This is a genomic window from Variovorax paradoxus (genome assembly GCF_000834655.1).
Classification (GTDB): domain Bacteria; phylum Pseudomonadota; class Gammaproteobacteria; order Burkholderiales; family Burkholderiaceae_C; genus Variovorax; species Variovorax paradoxus_F.
Window position 1 is genome coordinate 1 of sequence record NZ_JXQQ01000094.1, and the last position, 854, is coordinate 854.

An 854-nucleotide genomic window follows, 5' to 3' on the forward strand; every position below is an offset into this window, starting at 1 on the left:
AGCCCCACGGATTTGCCAGCCGCAAAACTCACCGTCTTACCCGCGGCCATGTGCGCCTGCTCCTGCGCCGTCCAGTGGATCGCCTCGCCCGCGAACACCGTCGCGCTCGCAGGCGTGGCCATGTTCAGACTCATGTTCGCGTCCAGCACCATGAGCGGCCGCGCGAAGGCGGGCACCGGGTCCTGGCCCTGACGCGAATCCGCACCTTCGCCGCCCTTCGGTTCCCGCGCATCCTGTCCGTTGACGCTGCCGGGGTAGTGCCCGTTCTTCTCCGGATCGATGTCGTCGATGAGCGGTTGCAGCAGCGCCGTCGCCTTCAGCGCCAGCGCCTTGGCGCCACCGGCCGCATCCGACAGGTTCTGCGATTCGCGCAGCGCACCAGCCAGCTGGCCGCGCACGCTCGCGGTGTCCTGCACGCTGCCCGCCGCCCGCTCCTGCGCCAGCGTCGAAATCAGCAGGCCTTCGCCCGCGCGTGTGACCACCCACGCATCGGAGCGCAACTCGGCACCGGTGCCACGCCACGCACCGCGATTGCTCTCGTCGGGCGACTGCGCATTGAGGTGCCCCAGGTTCAACTGGCTCGCCGCATGCGAGCTGGCAAGCCGCGTGCGCACCTGCCCGGGCGCATCGTCCGCGATCCACTGGTTGTAGCCGCTGCCGTCGAGCGCGCGGCTGTGCCAGCCCGAGAGCACGCCCGCGTGGTTGGCCGACGAATCGGTGCCTGCGGACCATGGCGGCAGGTCCTGTCCGTTGTAGAGCTGCTGGCTCACCACCGGCCGGTCGATGTCGCCTTCGATGAACGACACCAGCACCTCTGAGCCGACGCGCGGCAGATGGTGCGCGCCCCAGTTCGG

General features: G+C 69.9%; 1 protein-coding gene. It reads right to left on the minus strand.

Features of this window, described 5'->3' with window-relative positions; translation table 11 throughout:
• Window positions 1–854, minus strand: an 854-nt coding sequence (locus RT97_RS27820) for a type VI secretion system Vgr family protein (RefSeq protein WP_042582097.1), incomplete at both ends; no start/stop codon positions are given.